The following is an 18078-nucleotide window of genomic DNA, read 5'->3' on the forward strand; positions in this document are numbered from 1 at the left end:
GGTGCCACTACCCTCGCAGGATGCCGTCATCGAGGACCGCCCCACCCGTCGTCGTCGCCGGACTGCTCACCGCGCTGCTGTGGCTGCTGACGGGCCAGGCCGCCGACTGGGTGCACGCGAACGCCACCTACCTCGTCCACAGCGCGGTCGTCCGGACCGTCCTGCCGCACCCGACCGGCCTCGTGCTGGGCGGTGAGCCGCTCACCGGCAGCGCCGTCCTCACCGCGGTGCTCGCGGGCGTCGTCGCCGCGCTCGGCACGTTCCTCGCGGTGCGGCGCCTGCCGCTCTGGACGGGCCGCTGGGCGGCGTTCCTCGCGGTGTGGTTCACCGTCGTGGCGGCGGCCGTCGCCGCGGGGACGGCCCGCTGGTTCTCGGGGATGACGCTGCCGTGGACGGCGGAGAGCACGTCCGGGCTCCTCGGTGCGCTCGTCGACGGGTACTGGGGCCTGGTGAACGGCTGGGTGGTGGGCCTCGCCGTCGTCGTGACGCTCGCGCTCACCGACCGGCGCGACGACCCGGCGGGGTCCCGGCACGCCCGTGCGCTGCCGCACGTGCGGATCCTGCCGGCGGTGCTCACGGCCGTCGTGTCGGCGGTCGGCGTGTGGGCGGGCGCCGGTCTGCTGCGCCAGGTGCTGGCCGCGACGCCGTGGGCGGGCGACGTCCTGCACCCGCTCGGGGGTCGTGTCCCGCCGCCCGCGATGCGCTGGGGCGAGAGCCTGCAGGACGTCCTCGACCAGCCGGTCGAGCTGGCGCTGCTCGGGGTCGTCGCGCTCGTCGTCGGTGTGCTCACCGCGCTCGCGACGCGGCGCCTGCCCCCCGCGACGGGCCGCGTCGCGCTGGGGCTCGCGGTGTGGTTCGCGTGCGTCGCCGCGGCGGCGACCGCTGCCGCGGTGCGCGAGGTCACGCACCGGTTCGAGGTGTTCGGGTCGCTGAGCGGGCCGGACCTGAACCAGGTGCTGCCGCCGGTGCAGGACGCCCTGGCCTGGGGCGTCGGGCTCGGCTGGGTCGTCGCGCTGCTGACGGTCCTGGTCCACCGGCACGCGGGGACGGTCGTGCCGGAGCCCGGCCCGGTCGAGGACCCGTGGCCCGCGCCCGCACCGGCGCCCGAGGCCGCGGCGGAGCCCACGGCTCCCGAGCCGGGTGCCCGGGACCTCCGGGCCGACGATGGCCGTCCGGCGGACGGGCACGGTCCGGCGGAGCAGGACCGTGCGGCCGAGAACGACGACGCGAGCACGGCACGCGACGAGCGCCCGGTCACCGAGCGGACCCCTGCCTGACGCCTCCCGGACCCCTGCCCGACGCCGCCCGGTCACCCCGGGCGGCTAGCGTCGCGGTGACCGCGACACCGGGAACCACCGGAAGGGCACACCGACGATGACCCTCACGATCACGCTCGTCCGCCACGGGCAGACCGTCATCAACGCACGCCGCCACCTCCAGGGCGCGTGCGACTCCCCCCTCACGCGCACCGGCCGCGCCGGCGTGCGCGTCACGGCGCAGCACCTCGCGCGCCACGACTTCCGCGCCGCGTACTCCTCGCCGCAGGGCCGCGCCGTCCTCACGGCGATGGAGATCCTGCGGCACCACCCCGACCTGCCGATGACGGTCGACCACGACCTGCGCGAGCTGTCGTTCGGCTCGTTCGAGCGCCGTCCGGAGCACGAGCTGGACGCGGTCGAGCCGTGGTCCGAGCTCGTCCCCGCCGTCCTCGCCGGCACCCACCCGGGCGTCGGCGGCGGCGAGCCGGGGGCGGACTTCATGGCCCGCGTCGCCGCGGTGTTCGGCCGCATCGTCGCCGCGCACGACGACGCCGCCCGCCCGGGCGCGACGCAGGACCGGGACGTGCTCGTCGTCGGGCACGGCCTGACGCTCGGCGCCTACCTCGCGACGCTCGACCCGACGTGCCTCGCGGCGCTGCCGAACGCGTCCGTCTCGACGGTCGAGGTGACCGACGGCACCGCGCGCGCCGTCTCGGTCGGCGTCGACGTCGCGGGCCACGGCTCGGTCGCGGCACGCCCGGCCCCGCTCCCCCCGGGCGGCGTCCCGGTCGACGCCACCGTGGTCGCCGCGCGCTCGGCGACCGTCCCCGGCTGAGATCCGGGCACGGACCCGCGAGAAGCCCGGCGGCTACGACGGCGCGCGGGTCGTGGTCTGGCCGGGTCGTAGACCTGCGGGACCGGAGAGCCCGGCGGGAACGACGGCGCGCGCGGGTCGTGGCGGGTCTGGCGGGAGGCCGCGAGGCACGAGCGGCCGGATGGTAGACCCGTGCGCGCCGTCGTGGACGCCGGGCGGACGGAACGCCTCAAGCAGTCCGCCACGACGCCGGACGAACGCCTACGGGGTTCCCCGTACGGGGGTTGTCCATCGCCCGGAAGGCGGCACAGGCTCGTCGGTGACCCGATCCCGACGAGAGGTGCACCGATGCACTCCCCCGCTCAGACCCGTGTCTCCCGGCACCCGGCCGCGCTGTCCCGGCCGCTCGCCGCTCTCCTCGCGCTCACCCTGGCGCTCCTGGCCACGCTCGCCCTGACGACGGTCGGCCCGACATCCACCGCGCACGCCGCCACCGCGTGCGCCACGCCGTGGAGCGCGGGCGCCGTGTACACCGGCGGCGCGGTCGTCTCGCACGGCGGCCAGAACTGGCGCGCCGGCTGGTGGACCCAGGGCGAGACGCCCGGGACCACCGGCCAGTGGGGCGTGTGGCGCTCCCAGGGCGCGTGCGGCGGCACGACCGACCCCGGCGGCCCGACCGACCCCGGCACGCCCGGCGGCTTCGTCGTCAGCAGGGCCCAGTTCGACCAGATGTTCCCGAACCGGAACTCCTTCTACACGTACGACGGGCTCGTCGCCGCCCTGTCCGCCTATCCCCAGTTCGCGAGCGCCGGCGGCACCGAGATCGCGAAGCGCGAGGCCGCCGCGTTCCTCGCGAACGTCAACCACGAGACGGGCGGTCTCGTCTACGTCAAGGAGATCAACACCGCGAACTACCCGCACTACTGCGACCGCTCGCAGCCGTACGGCTGCCCCGCGGGCCAGAGCGCGTACTACGGCAAGGGCCCGATCCAGCTGAGCTGGAACTACAACTACAAGGCCGCGGGCGACGCTCTCGGGATCGACCTGCTCAACAACCCGTACCTCGTGGAGACCGACCCGGCCGTCGCGTGGAAGACGGGGCTGTGGTTCTGGAACACGCAGTCCGGCGCGGGCACGATGTCGGGGCACCAGGCGATCGTCTCGGGCGCAGGTTTCGGCGAGTCGATCCGTTCGATCAACGGCTCGATCGAGTGCAACGGCGGCAACCCGGCCCAGGTGCAGTCGCGCATCAGCGCGTTCCAGCGCTTCGCGCAGATCCTCGGGACGACGACGGGTGCGAACCTGTCCTGCTGACCCTCCTGGCCTCGACCCCGAGAGGCGCGGCGGCACCGGTCCGCCTCACCAGCGCTGCCGCGCCTCCTCGGCCCACCCGACGAGACCGTCGAGCGGGACCCACGCGCCGTCGTCGGCCTGGGCCCGGCCCCGGAACTCGCCGAAGCACTGGTGCGTCGCGCTTCCGACGACGCCCAGCTCGGTCCGCGCGACGCGCAGCGCCCCGTCGAACGGGTGGAACGTCGCCTGCACGCGCGGACCGGTGATCGCCCACGGCGCGAGCCAGTCGTGCGGGTCGTAGCGCCACACCACCTCGGCCCCGAGCTTGTGGATCCTCCCGCCGACGAGCAGCGCGTTCTCCGTGGACGGCGTGCCGGCCGTCCACCGCCCGCCGAGCTGGATGCCACTTCCGCCGGGCCCGCTGCCCGCGGCCCAGTTCCACGTCTTCCGGTAGGGCCAGCGGCCGCGACCGTGGTCGAGCACGGCGAACGAGTCCGCGGCGTCCACGCGGTGCACGACGGCTCCCGTCCCGGTCCCCAGCCGCACCTCGCCCTCGACGGGGCGTGCCACGTCCTTGACCGTGTACTGGAACAGGCGCTCGTTCCACGGCACGACGACGCCGAGCGACTCGTGCCCGGCCGGTCGCGGCACCCACAGCTCGATCCGCACGTCGCGCGCGGCGAGGCGCACCCGGGTGCCGGGTCCGCGCCCGGTGGCGCCGCCGTCGGGCAGCTCCTCGATCCGGATCGCGAGCGACGACGACCGCGCCCACGCCGTGCCGACCCCGCTGCGCTCGGGGAGGTGCACGCCGCGCGCGAGCGGCACGACGGCGTCGCGCACCACCTCCTCGCCGGTCTCGAGGTCGCGGAGGTAGAGCCCGTGCACGCCGGCGTAGTCGAGCGAGGACATCGTCACGCCGATCACGTGGCGCGGCGTGACGACGCCCCAGTGCTCCCAGCGCTTGGTGCGACCCCAGCCGCGCAGGTTCGCGCGGTGCAGCGGCCGACGGGTCCAGCCGACCGCGTCCTGGTTCAGGGTGCCGTCGGGCAGGCACAGGTCGACGGGCTCGGTGATCTCGCGCTCGTGCGTGAGCGGGACGGACGGCGGTGTCACGCGGGCACCCTACGCCCGCGCCGAGCGGTGCTCGGTACTCCCCGGACCCGGCGCCGGACCGACGAGCCGACCCGCCCGGCCGTCACCGGACCGTCGCCCGGTGTTGGTCCGCACGTCGTGCGGGCGCCATGCAGCGTTCCTAGCGTCGTCGGGGCAACCGTCCGCACCACTCCTGGAGGACCCGACGATGACCGTCCCCGCCCGCACGACCCGCAGCGGACCCGCCGCGAGGCGCTCCGGAGTGCTCTCCGGCGTCCTCGCCGGGACGCTCGCCCTGTCCACGACCGCCGCCGGGCTCGCGGGAGCCGCGACGGCCGCTCCTGCTGCCGGCCCCGTCACCGGTCCTGCCGCCGGTCAGGTGGCCGCCGCCCTCGCGCACGCGCCCGGCGACGTCGTGCTCACCGAGACGTTCGACGGCGACGCCCTCCCCGCCGCTGGACGCCCGTCCTGGGCGACTGGCAGGTGCAGGACGGCCGGCTCGTGGGCGACGCACCCGACGGCTCCTCGCCCGCACGCATCACGTTCGGCGAGTCGCTCGAGAACTTCCGCCTCGAGGCGACCCTGCGCTTCGAGCAGGTCGACAACGCGTCGCGCTGGGCGGGGGCGATCCTCGACGTGGCGCCTGACGGGGCCGTGCCGTGGTGGCAGGCGGTGCTGCGCAGCACGTCGACCGCGAGCAACGGCGTCGAGATCGCGCAGCGCACGCGCGCGAACGGGTGGAACGTCCCGTACACCGCCTCGGCGCCGTTCGACGCGGGCACGGGCCGCGACGTCTCGCTCGCGGTCGAGGTCCAGGGCGCGCAGGCGACGTGGGTGCTCGACGGGCGGGAGGTGCTCGAGGGCCGCATCGACCGGACCGACGGCGGCGCGCTCGGGTTCGTCGTGGCGGGCGCCACCGTGAGCATCGACGACGTCACGGTCACCGAGATCGAGCCGGCCTCGTACGTCGGCGACGACGGCGAGCTGCCGGTCACGGTCGCGCACCGCGGGTACTCGTCGGTCGCTCCCGAGAACACCTTGGCCGCCTACGCCGCGGGCATGCGCACCGGGGCCGAGTACGTCGAGATCGACGTGCACACGTCCGCCGACGGCGTCCCCGTGGTCAGCCACGACCAGACCGTGGACCGCACGACGGACGGGTCGGGCGACGTGGCGCGGCTGCAGTCGTCGTACCTCGCGGGGCTCGACGCCGGCTCGTGGTTCAGCCCCGCGTTCGCCGGGCAGCCGCTGCCGACCTTCGCCGACATGCTGGAGCTCATGGGGACGGGCTCCTCGACGATGCTCCTCGAGATCAAGGGCCCCGAGACGTCCGCCGAGGTCGAGCGCGTCGTCGACATGATCGTGGACGCCGGGCTCGAGGACCGGGTCGTCCTCCAGTCGTTCGACGTGGACGCGCTCCGGTCCGCGCGCGAGCACGCGCCGCAGATCCCGCGCGGCCTGCTGCGCGGCGCGCTCGACGCCGACCCCGTCGCCGTCGCGCAGGAGCTCGGCGCCGTCATGTACAACCCGTCGGCGGCGGCGCTGCTCACGCGGCCGGGAGTCGTGGCCGACCTCAACGCGGCGGGGATCGCCGTCATGCCGTACACCGTGAACTCGGCGGCGGACTGGAAGCGGCTCACGGAGATCGGCGTCGACGGCGTCATCACCGACCGTGCGGGTGCGTTCGTCGGCTGGAAGGAGGCCCAGGGCCAGGTCGCCGAGCCCGCTCCGGCACCCGAGCCGACCGTGACCATCGTGAGCCCCGCTGAGGGCGCCCCGGTGGAGCGGGGTGGCACGGTCGTCGTCGCCGCCTCGTCGACGGACGCCGACGAGGTCGTCCTGACGCTCGACGGCGAGGCGGTCGAGAACGGCGCGGCGATCCCTGCCGCCGACCTCGCGCTCGGCGAGCACACCGTCGTCGCGACGGCCATGGGCGAGGGCGGGGAGGCGACGGCCGAGCGGACGGTCGTCGTGACCGTCACGCCCGAGGGTCTGCGCGCCCGGCTCGCCGGGCTCGACGTCAGCACGGGCCAGCTCCAGCAGCTGCTCTCGGCGCTCAATCACGAGGACTGGGACCGCCTTGCGCGCACCGTGACGAAGCACGTGGACGACGCCGCGACGGTCGAGCGCCTCACGGCGGAGATCGACCACCTCGCGGGACGCTGACCCACCGCTGACCCACCCGCACCACGAGGGCCGCCTGCGCCGGTCATACAGCGTCGGCCCGTCTCGTCGAACCCCGGGTTGCACGTCGATCGACCTCCCGATCGCCGTGCAACCCGGGGTTCGGCGTCTGGACGTGGCGATCCGAGGTCCGTCAGACGGGCCGCTTCGGGGCGAACTGCGAGAGCGTGAGCTCCGCGCCCTGCGGGTCACGGATCACGGCGTCGCGCGACCAGTCCGTCTCGACCGACGTCAGCACCGTCGCCCCCGCACGCTCCGCCGTCGCGACCGACGCGTCGCGGTCCGCGACGGCGAACGTCACGACGAACCGCGCCGGCCCGTCGGCGCGCTCGATCCCGGCGGCGACGTCCGCGAACCCCGGGGGCAGCTTCGCCTGCCTCTCGTGGATCCCGGGGTCGGACGTCCGCGCGAGGTGGTCGCCGTAGCCCGGCACGCGCACCATCCCGGCGCCGAGATCGAGGCTCACCTCCCACCCGAGCAGCGGGCCGTAGAAGTGCAGCGCGCGCTCGGGGTCGGGCGTGAGCAGGTTGCTGAAGTTCCACGCCCCCGGCTCGTTGACGCGCTGCGCGCCGAGGCGCCCGTCGGGCTGCCAGAACCGGCACGTCGCCCCCTGCCGGTCCCGCACCACGGCCATCCGGCCCGCGTCGCCGACGGTCACCGGCCCGTCGAGGACCTCGCCCTCCAGGTCCTCGACGCCTCGCGCCGCCGCGTCGACGTCGTCCACGGCGACGTACGTGACCCACTCCGGCGATCCCTCGTCCGGTGCACGCGACGCGATCGCGGCGACGGGCAGGCCGCCCAGCGACGCGACGACGTACCGGCCGCCCGCACCGGGCGGGAGCCGGTCCTCGAAGGCCCAGCCGAACAGCGCGCCGTAGAACGCGAGCGCCTCGTCGACGTCGGGCTGCTCCGTGTCCACCCAGCACGGCACGCCGTGCGGGTACGTGCGCGGGACCGCTCCTGGTCTCTGGTCCGTCATGTCGACTCCCGTCCTGGCCGCCGCGGCACGGCTCCTGCCCACCATCGGCCTCGGGAGCCCGACTCCGCAAGAGGCCCGTCCCGCGCGCGAGCGGCGGGCGCCGGCCCTACGGTCGGGGACCGACGACCTCGACACCCTGGAGGCACGACCATGTGGGCATTCTTCGGACGCCGGCTGCGCACGCTCGTCATCGCGGTCGTGCTCATCCCCGTCGCGACGCGGGTCGCGCGGCTCGTCGCGGACCGGACGGAGGCGAAGCACGGCGGCCCGACGACGCTCTCGCGCGGTCTGCGCTCCGTCGACGGGCTCGCGCAGAAGGCCAAGCGGCTCCTCTGACCCGACGCGCGGGCGTCACCTCCCGGTCTTCCCGGCGTCACCCGGACCTCGTACGGTGACGAGGACGATCCGTCGACGACGAGGGAGACCACCCGTGTCCACGAGAACCCCGCGGCCGCGCACCACGCACCGCGCCCGCACCGCTCACCCCACCCGCACCACTCACCGCACCCGCTCCGCGCTCGCCGCGGCGCTCGCCGCGACCCTTGCTCTGGGTGCCGTCGGCGCGTCGGCGAGCGTCGCCGTCGCGCACGGCGACGGGCACGGCGACGGGCACGGTCGCCCCGGCTCCGGGCACGGACAGGGTGACGGCCACGGTGGCGGGCACGGGACGGGCGAGACGCTGCGCGTCGCGACCTACAACGCGAGCCTCAACCGCGCCGCGGCGGGCGAGCTCGAGGCCGACCTGTCGACGCCCGACGACGCCCAGGCCGCCACGATCGCCGAGGTGCTCCAGCGCACGCGCCCGGACGTCGTGCTCCTCAACGAGTTCGACTACGTGCCCGACGACCGCGCCGTCGACCTGTTCCGTGAGAACTACCTCGAGGTTCCGCAGGGCGGCGCGCAGCCGATCGAGTACCGGTACGCGTACGTCGCGCCGTCGAACACGGGTGTGCCGAGCGGGTTCGACCTGAACAACGACGGGACGGTCGGCGGCGGGGACGACGCGCTCGGGTTCGGCGTGTTCGAGGGGCAGTACGGCATGGCGGTGCTGTCGCGGTACCCGATCGACACGCGCGACGTCCGCACGTTCCAGGAGTTCCTCTGGAAGGACATGCCTGGCGCGCTCCTCCCCGACGACCCGGCGACGCCCGCGCCCGCGGACTGGTTCACTCCCGAGGAGCTCGAGGTCGTGCGGCTGTCGAGCAAGTCGCACTGGGACGTCCCGGTCCGGGTCGGCAAGCGCACGGTCCACGTCCTCGCCTCGCACCCGACCCCGCCGACGTTCGACGGCCCCGAGGACCGCAACGGGCGACGCAACCACGACGAGATCCGCTTCTGGGCGGACTACGTCACGCCCGGGAAGGCGTCCCGCTACGTCTACGACGACGAGGGCCGTCGCGGCGGGCTGCGACCGAACGAGTCGTTCGTGATCCTCGGCGACCAGAACGCCGACCCGCTCGACGGCGACTCCGTGGACGCGGCGATCGACCAGCTCCTCGACCACCGGCGCATCACGGACCCGCTGCCCACGTCGGCGGGCGGCCCGGAGGCGGCCGCGCTGCAGGGTGGCGCGAACGCGACCCACGAGGGCGACCCGGCGTACGACACCGCGGACTTCGCCGACACCGCGCCGGGCAACCTGCGCGCCGACTACGTGCTGCCGTCGCGCGACCTGCGCGTGCGCGACGCCGGGGTGTTCTGGCCCGTGCAGGCCGACCCGCTGTCGCGGCTCACGGGCGTCTACCCGTTCCCGAGCAGCGACCACCGCCTCGTGTGGGTCGACGTCGCGGTGCGGTGAGCACCGGATCTCGCCCGGGATCTTCACCCGGGATCTCACCCCTCCGGCCGGGTCCGGGCCCTGGCGCGGGCCCGGCCGGGGGGTGCACACTCGTGAGGGCTCGTCCTCACTGCTGAGGCACAGCCTCCTCTCACCGCCACTGCGGCCGGCTCCGCCGGCCCCCGGCACGGTCGCCCCCGCGACGCGCGCCTCCGTCGTCCGGCCCGACGACATCCCTGAACACGCCCGGACCTCGCGCGCCCGCCACCGCGGGCCGTCCCCTTTGCGGAGTCGGGCACTGCCGGACCTTGGAGCACACCCATGAGACGCGTTCCCACCGTCCTGGCCGCAGCGGCGACGACGCTGCTGCTGGCCGCCACCCCCGCCGTCGCGCACGGCGGCGGCAAGCCCGAACCCCGCCCACCGACCGTCACGGACGTCACCGGCGGCCTGCTCGGACCGCTGAGCCTCGCCGTCGGCCCGCACGGCACCACCTACGTCTCGCAGGACTTCGCCGGAGCGCTCACGTCCGTCGCGCGCGACGGGACCGCCACCGACATCCACACCGCCGAGCCGGGGTACGAGGTCGGGGGCGTGTCGTACGCCGACCGCCGGGTCGTCTTCACCGAGACCTTCTACGGAGAGAACCCGACGTCGCAGGCCGCCACGGTGAAGACGCTGCGGACGGACCGCTCGGGCCGCCCGACCGGGGCCCCGACGGTCCTCGCCGACATCCACGCGTTCGAGACGGCGAACAACCCCGACGGCGGGACCTCGTACGGGCTCCTCGAGACCGACCCGGCGTGCGTCGCGCAGGTGCCGCCCGAGCCGGTCCCGGCCGTGTACACCGGGGTCGTCGACGCGCACCCCTACGCGACGACGTCGTTCCTCGGCACGACCTACGTCGCCGACGCGGGCGCCAACGCGATCTTCGCGGTGGACCGGCGCGGGGTGCGGACCGTGGGCGTGCTGCCCGCCCAGCCCTACGTCATCACCGAGGCGCTGGCGGCCGAGGTCGGCTGGCCGGCGTGCACGGTCGGCGAGACCTACTGGTTCGAGTCCGTGCCCACCGACGTCGAGATCGGCCCGTGGGGCCAGCTCTACGTGTCCGTGCTTCCCGGCGGCCCGGAGGACCCGACGCTCGGTGGCCGCGGGGTCGTCTACCGGATGGACCCGTGGCGCGGGACGGTACGGCAGGTCGCGACCGGCTTCGTCGGCGCGACGGACCTCGCCGTCACCCCGACCGGCACGGTCTACGTCGCCGAGATGTTCGGCGGCAAGATCTCCGTCGTCGAGCGCGGCGGCCTGCGCACGCTCGTCGAGGTCCCGCTCCCGGGTGCCGTGGAGTGGACCGGCAAGGGGCTCGTCGCGACGACCAACGTGCTCCCGGGCGAGGGCGTGCCGCCCGACGGCCGCGTCACCACCGTGACCCTCGGCAGGACGAAGGGTCACGGGGGTCATGGCGGCTGGGGCTCCTGGCGTGACGACTGGCGGGGCGACCGCCACGGCCTCGGCGGGTGGTTCGACCGCTGACCCACCACCGAGCACGACATGGCGGTCGTTCTCACACCGAGAACGACCGCCATGTCGTGCTCGGCGCGATGGTTGCGCCGGCCGCGACCGTCGCTTCAGCCCGAGGAGCCGTCAGACCGACGCGGCGCGGCGCAGGGCATCCAGGCTCGTGCGGACGTCGTCGTCGGTCGTGGCCCAGCTGCTCACCGAGATGCGCAGCACGGCGCGGTCGTGCCAGCGCGAGCCGGACATCCAGGCCGTGCCGTCCTCGAGCACGCGGCGCACGACGTCCTGCGTGCGCTCGTCGTCGCCGAAGGTCGCGCACACCTGCGTGAAGGCGACGTCGTGCAGCACCGCGACGCCGTCCAGCGCGCGCAGCCCGTCGGCGAACGCGGCCGCGTGGCGGCAGAACCCGTCGACGAGGTCGGCGACCCCCTCGCGCCCGAGCGCCCGCAGCACGGCCCACACCGGGAACGCGCGGCCCCGGCGCGACAGCTCGGGGACCTTGTCGAGCGGGTCGCCCGCGTCGCTCTGGATGAGGTAGTCGCCGTGCATGCCCATCGCCGCGCGCAGCGGCGCGGGGTCGGCGACGATCGCGAGACCGCAGTCGTACGGCACGTTGAGCGTCTTGTGCGCGTCGGTCGCCCACGAGTCGGCGCTCTCGTAGCCCGCGACGAGGTGCCGGTACGTCGGCGAGGCGGCCGCGAACAGCCCGAACGCGCCGTCGACGTGCACCCACGCGCCGTGCCGGTGCGCGACGTCGATCGCGTCCGTGAAGGGGTCGAACGCGCCGGAGTGCACGTTCCCGGCCTGGAGCACGACGATCGGCGGCGGCCCCTCGAGGTGCGGGCCCGCGTCGAGCGCCGCGGCCAGCGCGTCGGTCCGGATCCGGCCCTGGTCGTCCGCGGGCACGACCTCCGGCGTGCCGAGGCCGAGGTAGGACAGCGCGAGGTCGACCGACTCGTGCCGCTCCGCGCCGACGAGCACGCGCACGCGCGGAGCCCCGGCGAGCCCGTCGCGGCGCACGTCCCACGCCGCACGGCGCAGGACCTCGCCGCGCGCCGCCGCGAGCGCCGTGAAGTTCGCCGTGGTCGCGCCGGTGACGAAACCGACCGCGCTCGCGGGCGGGAGCCCGAGGAGGTCGAGCAGCCACGCGCTCGTGACGTCCTCGACCGCGGTGTGCGCGGGCGTGACCGTGCGCAGCGCGGAGTTCTGGTCCCACGCGCTCGTGAGCCAGTCCGCGGCGAGCGCCGCCGGGTGGCTGCCCCCGATGACCATGCCGTAGAAGCGGCCCGACGGCATCGCCGTGAGGCCCGGGTCGCACGCGGAGGCGAGGAGGTCGACGACGTCGGCGGGCGGCGTCGGGCTCTCGGGGAGGTCCGTGCCCAGCGCGGCCACGACCTCCTCCACGGTGGCGCGCGGCGGGACGGGTCGGGTGGCGAGCGAGTCGAGCCACGCGCCCGCGTGCTCGACGGCGCGGCGCAGCGCCTCGGTCCGGTCGTCCATGACCGCTCCTGACCGCGTCGGTCGCGCGCCGACGCCGCCTCCAGGCTCGTCCGCGCACGGACCGGGGTCAACCGCGGGCCCGGGTGATTCCCGTCGCTCCACAGGCCGGGCGTGCTCCGCCCGCCTCGTCCCGCCCGACGGGCGCCGACTCCTGCGGCGTCAGGACCGACGCCGCGCCTTCGCCTGCTTCCACAGCTCGGAGCGCCGGATCAGGACCTGCAGCCAGATGCCGAACAGCCCGCCGGCGGTGAGGATGCCGACGCCGACCCATCGCGCGGTCTGGTCCCCGCCCGAGCCGCCCCCGAACAGCGCGACGACGAGCGCGACCACCAGGCACGTGACCGTGATGACGAGGACGAACGCCGCGAACGGGCGGACGAGCCCGGTGCGGTCGACCTGGTCCTCGCCCGCACCGTGGCTCATCGCAGCGCCTCGGAGAGCCGCGCCATCGCCTCGTCCTCGTCGGCGGGGGCGTCGTCCTGCACGGTGAGGCGACCCTCCGCGTCCGCGGGCTCGAGCGCGAGCTGCCACGCGCCGTCGGGCGCGCGGTGGGCGCTCGCGACGGTGCTGCCGCTCGCGGTCGTGACCTTGACCGTGACCGCCACGGCCGCCTCGGCCGGCGTCACGTCGACACCACGCCGGGCGAGGTCGACGCCCGCGCGGACGAGGTCCGTGCCGGGCTCGACGGGGAGCACGTCCCACAGGTCGAGGCCGCGCGGCGTGATGAGCAGGGCCCCGCCCGGGGCCTCGACCAGCACCGCGCCGTCGCCCGACTCGGACCGCGCGACGCCGACCTCGACCCACCGCGTGGCGGTGGTGAGCACGGCCGCGACCCCGCCGGCGTTCCCGCGCGCCGTGATGAGCCCGTCCCGCACCTCCGCGAGCTCGCGGACGAGGAGCGACGCGAGACCCGCGCGCTGCGCGGTCGCGTCGGTTCCCGGCCCGGCGACGCGCAGGCTCGCGGCCGACTGCTCCGCCGCGGGCCCGGGCGACAGGGAGAGCAGCGCGACGAGCTCGAAGGTGGTCAGGGGAAAGGTGCTGGGCGTTGCCACGGGCAGCTCCGGATTCGGTCGATGGATGAGGAGGGCTCAGGAGGTCCGGGGCTACCCGAACGAGAAGAGGTCCCGCAGGGGCGCGGTGACGTCGTCGACGAACTCGGCGGCGCCGTCGACCACGTCGTCCACGACCTCGCGGCCTGCGTCCACGGCGTCCCCGACGGCGGTCGACACGGAGGCGACCGCGCTCTCACCCATCGAGGCGAGCCACTCCGTGGTCTCCATCCCCTCCGGTGTGAGCTGCTGCAAGCCCCACCAGCCGGCGCCGACGACGGCGATCCCCGCACCGATCGCCCAGCCTACGGGGTTGGACGCGAGCGCGACGGCGGCGATGGCCCCCGCGCCGCCGATGGTCGCGGTGATCGCCCCGTCACCGATCGCCCAGCCGTTGCCGTCGACGATGCCCTGTCCCATCTCGAAGCCGCCCTCGAACGCACCGAGCAGCCCGAACCCGACACCGAGGCCGGTGAACGCCCCGGAGACCGCGCCCGGGAGCTTGAGCAGCTTGAGGAGCTCCGCTCCCTCGAGCCCGGACCCGACGAAGTCGCTCACCATGCCGGCGATGTTGGCGACGTCGCCGACCCACCCGGGCAGGACGCCGAGCCAGGAGTCGTCACCGCTGCCGGGGCCGGAATCCGGTCCTGTCCCCGGCCCGTTGCCAGGACCCGTCCCGGGCCCCCCGCCCGGCCAGCCGCCAGGCCCCGTCCCGGGTCCCGCACCAGGACCGGTCCCCGTCCCGCCGGCGGACGCGCTCTCCTGCTCGTCGGCGTTGCGCCGGACGGACTCGGCGCTCACGGAGAGCGTCTGGGCGATCGCGACGAGCTGGGGGTGCAGCGAAGAGTCCCAGTCGCCCACGAACCGCTGCTGGTCGGGACCGTTCCAGCAGTTCGCGTGGACGGCGGTCGCCGTCGACGACCCGATGGACCGGATCCTGTCGGCCGCCGACGACATGTCGCCCGCGAGCTGCCGCAGCGCCCCGACGTCCGCGCCCCACATCCCCTGCCCCACGCGCTCTCCCTCCACCGTGCCGCCACCTCGTGGTGGGCGACCGCTCGCCGGGCGTGAGCCTACGGGCCCGGGACGCGACGGGCGATGGGCACTTCTCCCCCAGCCGTCGCGCTCCTGCTTCTTACACCGGAGCAACCCCCAGGCAACAATCGGTGCCTAGCGTCGGGCGCGCAGGGGCCCCCGACGGAAGGCCATCCCTTGAGAACGCTCACCCTGACCCTCTCCGGGCGCGTCGTCGCGCTCGTCGTCGCCGTCGCGCTCGCGCTGGCCGCGCTCGTCGCGACCGTCGCGTACTCCGTCGCCGACTCGCGCGCCACGGCGGCCGCGGCCCGGGCAGAGGGCGCGCAGCCCGCCGTCCTCGCCGCGGGCGCCGCGAGCAACCCGCTGGGCATCGCCTCCACCCGGTACAGCACCGCGACGGCGAACGCCGCCACCGGCAAGCCGAAGGTCGTCGTCGTGGCGACCGGCGGCACGATGGCCGGCAAGGCCTCCGGCCGCGACACGTTCACGAGCTACCGCGCCGGCACGTACCTCATGGAGGACATGCTGGACACGCTCCGGCCCGAGCTCGACGCCGTCGCCGACGTCACCGCCGTGCAGTTCGGCAACGCCGGCTCGTCCGGGTACTCGATGGCGCAGTTCCACGCCCTGACGCTCGAGGTGGAGAAGCAGCTCGAGACGGCGGACGCCGTCGTCGTGACGACCGGGACCGACACGCAGGAGGAGTTCGCGTACTGGCTCGACCTCACCGTGCAGTCGCGCAAGCCCGTGGTGACGTCCGGCTCGATGCGCCCGTGGGGCTCGGGCGACGGCCCCGACGACAGCCTCGTGTTCGGCACCGACGCGCCGGCCAACCTGTACAACGCGATCAAGGTCGCGGCGTCCCAGCAGACCTACTGCTTCGGCACCGTGCTCATGCTCAACGACGAGATCCAGGCGGCCCGCGAGGTCACCAAGTCGAACTCGTACCGCACCGACACGTTCCAGACCCGCGAGTACGGCGTGCTCGGCTGGATCGACGGGGACGACATCACGCTCGGCCGCGCCCCGGCCCGCGTCATGACGTGCGACACCGAGGACTGGTTCACGCCGTTCGACCTGACGGAGGTCGCGCCCGAGAACCTGCCCCGCACCGAGATCCTCATGTCGTACCAGCAGGCCGGCGGCGAGGCCGTCACGGCGTTCGCGAACGCGGGCGTCAAGGGCATCGTGACGGCAGGCACCGGCGCGGGCGGCATCTCGTCCGCGATGAGCCAGGCCCGCACCGCGGCGATCCGGGACAAGGGCGTGTGGTTCGTCTCGACGACGCGCACGGGCTCCGGGTCCTCCTACGGGTCGGGCAACGGCCTCCTCGCGGGCGGCGACCTCACCGCGGTCAAGGCCCGGCTCCTGCTCCTCCTGTCGCGCGCGTTCACCGAGGACTTCGCGACGGCGCAGGGCTGGTTCGCGACGTTCGGCAACGCGTCGTTCGACCAGTCGGCGACGGCCGACGTCGTGGGCGCCACCCCGGGCAGCACCGCGGTGCTGTTCTCCGGGACCGCGACGCCGTCGTGCAAGGCCCAGAAGGCCGAGCTGACGATCGAGATCACCAACTCCGACTCCGTGCCTGTCGACCTGCGCGTCGAGAGCCCGGCAGGCGGGTACAAGTTCACCAAGATCCCTGCGGGGCAGACCGTGCAGCACACCCTCCCGGCGAAGGTCGCGGAGCTCGCGGCGGGCGAGGCGAAGCTCACCGCGTACAAGAACGTCGACGGGAAGGGCATCCAGACGGTGAAGGTCGCGGCCTACCCGGCGACGAGCTGCTGAGCGCCCGGCTGACGTCGCGCCGGTGTCCGGCTGACGCCTGACCGGCCGAGCACGTGCTCGGCGACCGCCGACCACGGGGTCGGCCACCGTTTCCCGAGGATTCCGGTGGCCAACCCCGTGCTCGGCGGTCGGGGGTGTGCTCGGCGGTCAGGGTGTGCTCGGCGGTCGGGGTGTGCTCGGCGGTCGGGGTGTGCTCGGCGGTCGGGGTGTGCTCGGCGGTCAGCGGCGTGCGGCCAGCGCGACGACGTCGTGCTCGTCCGGGACGGCGTCCTGCGCGCCCCGGCGCGTGACCGCGAGCGCGCCGGCCGCCGCCGCGAGCCGCGCGGCCGTCGGCAGGTCCGCCCCGCGCGCGAGACCGGCCGCGAGGACGCCGCAGAACGTGTCGCCCGCACCGGTCGTGTCGACGACGTCGGCCGGGAACGCGGGGACGACGACGACCTCCGGCCCGGCGAGCGCGCCCTGTCCGCGCCGGGCGACGAGGCACCCGTCGCCGCCGAGCGTCACGACCACGGCGGGGACGCGCGCGAGCAGCGAGACCGCGAGCGCCTCGGCACGTCCGGCGTCGTGCGAGCCGCGGGCACCTCCTGCACCGCCCGGGGCGCCGCCCCCGTCGCCGGGGCGGCCGGTCCCTGCCAGGTCGGCTGCCTCGTGCTCGTTGACGACCAGGACGTCGACGGCGTCCCACACGTCGTCGGGCAGGTCCCGGGACGGGGCGGCGTTGAGGACCATCGGCACGCCCGGACGTCGTGCGCGCGCCGCGTCGCGCACGACGTCGAGCGGCACCTCGAGCTGGGCCAGCACGGCGTCCGCCGCGGCGACCCGCGCGAGGTCCTCGGCGTCCAGGCGGACGTGCGCGTTCGCGCCCGGGGCGACGACGATCGTGTTCTCGCCGTCGGGCGAGACGGTGATGAGCGCGGTGCCCGTCGCCGCGTCGACGCGCGCGACGAGGTCGGTCCGCACGCCCGCCGCGTCGAGGGACGCCAGGAGGAGGTCCGCGCCGTCGTCCCGACCGACCGCTCCGACGAACGTCGTGTCCGCGCCCCCGGCGCGCGCGGCCGCGACGGCCTGGTTCGCGCCCTTCCCGCCCGGCGACCGGCGCAGGTCGCCGCCGAGCACGGTCTCCCCCGCACCCGGGTGCCGCGGCACGTCCACGACGAGGTCGACGTTCGCGGAGCCCACGACGACGACGCGTCCCCGCTCCCCCGACGTGCTCACGGTCGATCGCCTCCCTGGTCCCGAGCCGCCCCTGATGCTCCGCAGCGTAGCGATCAGGCCTCGTCCACGCGCCGATCAGGGCCTGTGGACAACGCCGGTCGGCGGGTGCGCGGTTGCTAGCGTCGCACCGGGTCGAGGGACGTCGGCCCTCGCGACCGACGGCGGGAGGGGGCCGGTGGTGGGGCATCTCGCGGTGGACACCGAGACGCTGGCGCTCGCGGCGGCGCTGACGGCGGGGGCGGCCGGTGCCCTCCTCGCGGTCGGCGGTCCGGAGGTCGCGGACGGTGCGGCGGACGCGACCGTGGCGGGTGACCCCGCGCTGGCGGGCGCGGTCGCCGGGCTGCTCACCGCGTGGGGTCCGGCGCGGCGGCTCCTGCTCACGGAGCTCGACCAGCTCGCCGCGGCGCTCCGCGAGACCGCAGCGCTCCTCGACGGCGCCGAGGCCGGGACGGCGCGACGCCTCGCCGAGATCCTCGTCCCGCCGGGAGCGGTACAGACCCTGGGAGCGGTACAGACCGTGGGAGCGGTGGGTCCCGTGCGCGCGGCCGTCCCGCCCGCGCAGGCCCCGGTGGCGTGAC

Annotated in this window: 16 protein-coding genes; 9 read left to right on the forward strand and 7 right to left on the reverse strand. The window is 75.3% G+C overall.

All coding sequences use genetic code 11. From position 1 onward, the window contains the following. Positions 1–20 precede the first annotated feature (20 nt). The 3 genes from V5D56_RS02000 (at position 21) to V5D56_RS02010 (ending at position 3387) form a co-directional block, all read left to right on the forward strand. Positions 21–1277 (forward strand): hypothetical protein, encoded by a 1257-nt coding sequence (locus V5D56_RS02000; RefSeq protein WP_435737392.1) that lies wholly within the window; start codon positions 21–23, stop codon positions 1275–1277. Positions 1278–1374: 97 nt separating this feature from the next. Beyond that, positions 1375–2094: a histidine phosphatase family protein gene (locus tag V5D56_RS02005; protein WP_435737393.1), complete on the forward strand. Its 720-nt coding sequence runs from the start codon at positions 1375–1377 to the stop codon at positions 2092–2094. A 327-nt stretch (positions 2095–2421) separates the two neighbouring features. Beyond that, positions 2422–3387 (forward strand): glycoside hydrolase family 19 protein, encoded by a 966-nt coding sequence (locus V5D56_RS02010; protein WP_435737394.1) that lies wholly within the window; start codon positions 2422–2424, stop codon positions 3385–3387. Positions 3388–3432: 45 nt separating this feature from the next. On the opposite strand, the gene V5D56_RS02015 is transcribed toward V5D56_RS02010, so the two are convergent. Then, a complete protein-coding gene (locus tag V5D56_RS02015) occupies positions 3433–4479 on the reverse strand; it encodes a DUF2804 domain-containing protein (protein ID WP_435737395.1) in 1047 nt (348 codons plus the stop codon). Between the two features lie 480 nt (positions 4480–4959). On the opposite strand from V5D56_RS02015, the gene V5D56_RS02020 reads away from it, so the two are divergent. After that, entirely contained in the window at positions 4960–6624 is a 1665-nt protein-coding gene (locus V5D56_RS02020; RefSeq protein ID WP_435737396.1) for a glycerophosphodiester phosphodiesterase family protein, read from the forward strand. A gap of 151 nt (positions 6625–6775) precedes the next feature. Here the strand turns inward: V5D56_RS02020 and V5D56_RS02025 are convergent, their stop codons facing one another. After that, the gene (locus V5D56_RS02025; protein ID WP_435737397.1) at positions 6776–7621 is read right to left on the reverse strand and encodes a VOC family protein; all 846 of its coding nucleotides are present in this window, start codon (positions 7619–7621) and stop codon (positions 6776–6778) included. A 150-nt stretch (positions 7622–7771) separates the two neighbouring features. Here V5D56_RS02025 and V5D56_RS02030 point away from each other — a divergent pair, with 150 nt between their 5' ends. The 3 genes from V5D56_RS02030 to V5D56_RS02040 all read left to right on the forward strand — a co-directional run bounded on the left by V5D56_RS02030 (position 7772) and on the right by V5D56_RS02040 (position 10931). Further along, positions 7772–7957, forward strand: a complete 186-nt coding sequence (locus V5D56_RS02030) for a hypothetical protein (protein WP_435737398.1) — start codon at positions 7772–7774, stop codon at positions 7955–7957. A 343-nt stretch (positions 7958–8300) separates the two neighbouring features. Next, positions 8301–9419, forward strand: coding sequence for an endonuclease/exonuclease/phosphatase family protein (locus tag V5D56_RS02035; protein WP_435738937.1), 1119 nt, complete (start codon positions 8301–8303; stop codon positions 9417–9419). A gap of 300 nt (positions 9420–9719) precedes the next feature. Beyond that, a complete protein-coding gene (locus V5D56_RS02040; protein WP_435737399.1) occupies positions 9720–10931 on the forward strand; it encodes a ScyD/ScyE family protein in 1212 nt (403 codons plus the stop codon). 111 nt (positions 10932–11042) lie between these two features. Here the strand turns inward: V5D56_RS02040 and V5D56_RS02045 are convergent, their stop codons facing one another. From V5D56_RS02045 to V5D56_RS02060, 4 genes are all read right to left on the reverse strand, one after another. Continuing rightward, positions 11043–12416 (reverse strand): pyridoxal phosphate-dependent decarboxylase family protein, encoded by a 1374-nt coding sequence (locus tag V5D56_RS02045; RefSeq protein ID WP_435737400.1) that lies wholly within the window; start codon positions 12414–12416, stop codon positions 11043–11045. 159 nt (positions 12417–12575) lie between these two features. Then, positions 12576–12839: a hypothetical protein gene (locus V5D56_RS02050; protein WP_435737401.1), complete on the reverse strand. Its 264-nt coding sequence runs from the start codon at positions 12837–12839 to the stop codon at positions 12576–12578. Continuing rightward, positions 12836–13468, reverse strand: a complete 633-nt coding sequence (locus tag V5D56_RS02055) for a hypothetical protein (RefSeq protein WP_435737402.1) — start codon at positions 13466–13468, stop codon at positions 12836–12838. Before V5D56_RS02055 ends, V5D56_RS02050 begins: the two co-directional genes overlap by 4 nt. A gap of 51 nt (positions 13469–13519) precedes the next feature. Beyond that, the gene (locus V5D56_RS02060) at positions 13520–14479 is read right to left on the reverse strand and encodes a WXG100 family type VII secretion target (RefSeq protein WP_435737403.1); all 960 of its coding nucleotides are present in this window, start codon (positions 14477–14479) and stop codon (positions 13520–13522) included. 198 nt (positions 14480–14677) lie between these two features. Between V5D56_RS02060 and V5D56_RS02065 the strand changes: the two genes are divergently transcribed. Next, the gene (locus V5D56_RS02065; protein ID WP_435737404.1) at positions 14678–16285 is read left to right on the forward strand and encodes an asparaginase; all 1608 of its coding nucleotides are present in this window, start codon (positions 14678–14680) and stop codon (positions 16283–16285) included. A 219-nt stretch (positions 16286–16504) separates the two neighbouring features. On the opposite strand, the gene V5D56_RS02070 is transcribed toward V5D56_RS02065, so the two are convergent. Further along, entirely contained in the window at positions 16505–17500 is a 996-nt protein-coding gene (locus V5D56_RS02070; protein ID WP_435737405.1) for a ribokinase, read from the reverse strand. 193 nt (positions 17501–17693) lie between these two features. Here V5D56_RS02070 and V5D56_RS02075 point away from each other — a divergent pair, with 193 nt between their 5' ends. Beyond that, positions 17694–18077: a hypothetical protein gene (locus tag V5D56_RS02075; protein WP_435737406.1), complete on the forward strand. Its 384-nt coding sequence runs from the start codon at positions 17694–17696 to the stop codon at positions 18075–18077. Position 18078: the final 1 nt, after the last annotated feature.

Source organism: Cellulosimicrobium sp. PMB13 (assembly GCF_051294865.1).
Lineage (GTDB): Bacteria > Actinomycetota > Actinomycetes > Actinomycetales > Cellulomonadaceae > Cellulosimicrobium.

Coding starts and splice junctions, on each gene's coding strand:
- V5D56_RS02000 (WP_435737392.1), top strand. CDS start 21: ATGCCGTCATCGAGGACCGCCCCACCCGTCGTCGTCGCCGGACTGCTC.
- V5D56_RS02005 (WP_435737393.1), top strand. CDS start 1,375: ATGACCCTCACGATCACGCTCGTCCGCCACGGGCAGACCGTCATCAAC.
- V5D56_RS02010 (WP_435737394.1), top strand. CDS start 2,422: ATGCACTCCCCCGCTCAGACCCGTGTCTCCCGGCACCCGGCCGCGCTG.
- V5D56_RS02025 (WP_435737397.1), bottom strand. CDS start 7,621: ATGACGGACCAGAGACCAGGAGCGGTCCCGCGCACGTACCCGCACGGC.
- V5D56_RS02030 (WP_435737398.1), top strand. CDS start 7,772: ATGTGGGCATTCTTCGGACGCCGGCTGCGCACGCTCGTCATCGCGGTC.
- V5D56_RS02040 (WP_435737399.1), top strand. CDS start 9,720: ATGAGACGCGTTCCCACCGTCCTGGCCGCAGCGGCGACGACGCTGCTG.
- V5D56_RS02045 (WP_435737400.1), bottom strand. CDS start 12,416: ATGGACGACCGGACCGAGGCGCTGCGCCGCGCCGTCGAGCACGCGGGC.
- V5D56_RS02050 (WP_435737401.1), bottom strand. CDS start 12,839: ATGAGCCACGGTGCGGGCGAGGACCAGGTCGACCGCACCGGGCTCGTC.